This window comes from Pradoshia eiseniae, assembly GCF_002946355.1.
Taxonomy (GTDB): Bacteria; Bacillota; Bacilli; order Bacillales; family Pradoshiaceae; genus Pradoshia; species Pradoshia eiseniae.
The window spans coordinates 1-3,618 of sequence record NZ_PKOZ01000033.1 but is presented as its reverse complement, the minus strand read 5'-3'; the positions used below and the strand labels follow the sequence as shown (position 1 = coordinate 3,618).

Here is a 3,618-nt window from a genome sequence, read left to right as displayed (position 1 = left end):
AGTCCGGTAATGATGGCGAAGAGGCCACACCCGTTCCCATTCCGAACACGGAAGTTAAGCTCTTCAGCGCCGATGGTAGTTGGGGCTCACGCCCCTGTGAGAGTAGGACGTTGCCGGGCAAGCAGAAACCAGTTCAATTTTGAGCTGGTTTTTTTGTGCTTTTCAATCTCGAAAGAGATGAATGGTCTTAGAAGAAAAGTAAAAAAACGATCACCTTGACTAGTGACAGGCACTTTAGGATGGGGGAAGCAAGGAAACAAGTGAGTTATCCGCCTTACAACGATATAGTATTAAAGGTAACAATCAGATAATCAATTGATGTGTGGCAAGTGTTCTCTCCTTATATAAGGAACATATGTAACAATTAGGCTTTCCAACCTACTTCCAAAGAATATTTATCTCAGAATAAATTTAAGGGGTAAATAATTGAAGTGCGATGAAAAAAATGAACGATGTAAGATAGACGGTCATTATGATATGGATTTATTTCGCAATTGTATCTGTGGTATTTTATATTGCTACCAAGGATGCTTTGTCTACTTACTTGCTATACTGATTATAGGAATACTATTGTTAAACACATTGTTTCTAACGCGTATATTGAAAAAGAGAGAGGTTAAAGATAAGAGGACTCTCTCTCTAATTTCTCTGTAACAAAGCCAGTTCAATTTTGAACTGGCTTTAGCTTTGTTAAATACGTTTTTTATATACCTTATTGTACTCGAGTACCTTGCATCCATTCTTCCTGAAAATATGAAGCATGGGGATGTTCTTATGACTCGTACTTCCAATATAGAAGGCAGCTCGAAGCTTGTACTTCAGCATGCTTAATGTTTGCTTGTGAAAGTAGGTGCTTTTCCCTTTGCTTCTTTCTTCCGGAATCAGTCCGAAATAAAAAATCCTCCCCTCTTTAAGGGTTCCTGCTTCTATATGAGGGATGGTTACTCCGATTGGTTTCGCTCCTTCGTATGCGAGGATACAAGATTCTTTATAACTTGGGCCAAGCTCTATTTTAACAGATTCCATCTGCTCTTCAATTTTCAAGGAAGAGGGGGTTAAGGACCCTGTCATTACTTGTTCCCAGGTGACCATGAACTCCTCTTCGGAGATGGTGTGAAGGTCCATGAATGTATATGGCCCTTTATCAGGCTCATCTATTAATTCCTTGTGAACGGTAATGACTTCATCCTGCCTATTAAAACCATGCGCGTTTAAAAGCCTTTCGATTTTTGGGCTGAATTTACTATTCACAAGGATATTAAGATGGGAGACTCCTTTTGTAAAGGGTTGCTCTGTCAAGTTTGTTATCAAATCAGCCAGTTCATCCTCCGAAGATTGTTTTGTGTCTTCAATCGTGACAAAGTTTGCTCCTCTAACGATTTTGGGCATGAAAATCCCTCCTATTCCACATTCCCTTCAAATAACGGTCTATGCTTAAACACAAGAAGACTCGCTCCTCCAAGCAATGACGCAGAAATAACAAACGCGGCTCTCACGCCAAACAAATCGGCGGCTATTCCCATTGCAAGTGAAGCAAGACCAAACATCCCGGTAGAGATGGCGCCTAGTGATGAATATACGGACGATAAATCCTCCCTAGGAACACTCGTTTGAATGATGGTTTGCTGGGGAATGCTTTTTAGTTGGCTGAAAGTACCAATTAACAGGGAAAGGAGCACAGCGATGCTTGGCATTTGATTGAAGCTGAAAAGCAGAGTGACAAGGAAGGTGGCTATTGAGCTCCAACATATAACCGAGCCTAAATTTTTTTCGATAGAGGAGGCATACTTGATGCAATAAATGCTTCCAATGATTAATCCGAAAAAGTATGCCCCATTGATGAATCCCCACCATAGCTGATCACGGTTTAGTGCCTCGGTCACAAATACCAAGATTATGGCAGCAATCCACACGGTGCCGGCGATGGTCTCGAGAATATCAATTCTAGCAATTTGGCGCAAAACAGGTGTGGAAGTCAGTAGCACCCAGCCCTTTTTCAACTGAGACCATTTATTATTTTGTTCAATAGAAGAAGAGGCAACATCATCTAGCTTACAAAGCAAGGTACTAGCTAAAATGAATAAACCGGCAACAATCCATACGAGTATCTGGGCGCTTAAAAGCAGTAAAATTAAGCTTCCGATGAACCACATAATTGTTTGGACAACCTGAGAGGCCGTTTCGCCAATTCCATTTGCCTTCAGTAACTGCTCAGGTTCAACATAATGTGGTATCAATGCTTGCCGAACGGGGTTTGCGCACCCATCAAGAAAGGCAATCACCCCAATAACAAGGAATATCCATGCGTAATTCGCTGCTTCAGATAAATATAATAACGCCACCCCTAATCCGATGAGTAAAATAGTCTTCCCTATCTGAGAACCAGCCAATAACCATTTCAAGCTGACCTTACCGACCAAAAGAGGAGTCAGGAGACTCGATAAAAACATGGCAGAGGTAATTGTAAACGGAACGAAGGAAGCTGCTGTCGCTGATCCTGTCCGCGCAAAAATCATATTGATAATGCTGACCATATAGAGAACATCACCTATATTCGCAACAGATTGGCCTGTAATCAGTAAGTAGAAATTTCTATTCAATTGTCTATCCCCCATTCATCTATAGCTTTTAGTTGAATGGGTTTTTTAGATTGGACTGTTCATTAGTAACGTTCCTTTCTTATTTCAGATAAATCTTTTGGGGGATAGATTCATCAATCTTATTTATATATAATTCTGTTCACTTTTATTTAATCCTTCTTTAGTGAATTCGTAGGGAGGAATATCGAATGCTGTGCAGAACTAGTTTAGGGAATAGATAAAGGGGGAAGGAGCAATGTATCAGTATTTCAATGGGCTCGTAATCAGAGAAGGGACAGATGGGGTTCCGGCTAGGCAAGTGGAGGTTCTATTTAAAGATGCTGGCTGGGCAAGAGACATACCATCCTGGCAAAAAGAAAAATACACACTGATTTTTCAAAACTCCACCTGGGCTTTTAGGGTATGGGATGAGGAAAATATGATAGCGATGGTCCGCGTCATTTCTGATAAAATTATGGCTGCCAGCATCATGGATCTGGCTGTTCTTTCAGAATATCGCGGGAAAGGCATTGGTAAAAGACTTGTGGAGTTATGTGTTCAAAAGCTTCCTCATGGTGATTGGTTTGCCCATACTGCGGCAAATAACTACCGTTTCTATGAGAAGTGCGGGTTTGAGGTAAAAGATATAAAGCAGAATGGAACATGTGCTTACTATGGATATATTAAGGCCCGCGAAGATGGACTTAGATAAGAGATAAGAAGGTACTTCCTATAAATCCCAGTATATTTTCTCTGTAAAAGATGATATATTTATTAAGCTGATTCATTGAGCAACATATTATCTTGAAAAAAGTTATAAAAAAGTGTTGCGCTTAAGATGAATATCAGGTATTATATAAAAGTTGCTTCTGAAAACGAGTTAAAACTTTTTTAAAAAAGTACTTGCTTTTAAGAAGTAAACACAGTATAATAAATAAGGTCGCTGAGGTGACCGAAACAGATTGTTCTTTGAAAACTAAACAAAACGAAACGCTAAGCAAGTCTTAAACAAGAGAGTTTAACTCTCGTCAATGTTTTA

The 3,618-nt window shown here is 39.9% G+C and carries 3 protein-coding genes and 1 rRNA gene; 2 read left to right on the top strand and 2 right to left on the bottom strand.

Going from position 1 to position 3,618, the window contains the following annotated elements:
• Positions 1-2: 2 nt before the first annotated feature.
• Positions 3-119 (top strand): 5S ribosomal RNA (gene rrf, locus CYL18_RS18840).
• Positions 120-690: 571 nt separating this feature from the next.
• On the opposite strand, the gene CYL18_RS18835 is transcribed toward rrf, so the two are convergent.
• Together CYL18_RS18835 and CYL18_RS18830 are read right to left on the bottom strand one after the other, a co-directional pair.
• Entirely contained in the window at positions 691-1,389 is a 699-nt protein-coding gene (locus CYL18_RS18835) for a hypothetical protein (protein WP_104851003.1), read from the bottom strand.
• A gap of 11 nt (positions 1,390-1,400) precedes the next feature.
• Positions 1,401-2,600: an MFS transporter gene (locus CYL18_RS18830; protein WP_330847614.1), complete on the bottom strand. Its 1,200-nt coding sequence runs from the start codon at positions 2,598-2,600 to the stop codon at positions 1,401-1,403.
• Positions 2,601-2,835: 235 nt separating this feature from the next.
• Here CYL18_RS18830 and CYL18_RS18825 point away from each other — a divergent pair, with 235 nt between their 5' ends.
• Positions 2,836-3,291, top strand: a complete 456-nt coding sequence (locus tag CYL18_RS18825; protein ID WP_104851001.1) for a GNAT family N-acetyltransferase — start codon at positions 2,836-2,838, stop codon at positions 3,289-3,291.
• The last annotated feature ends 327 nt before the right edge of the window (positions 3,292-3,618 follow it).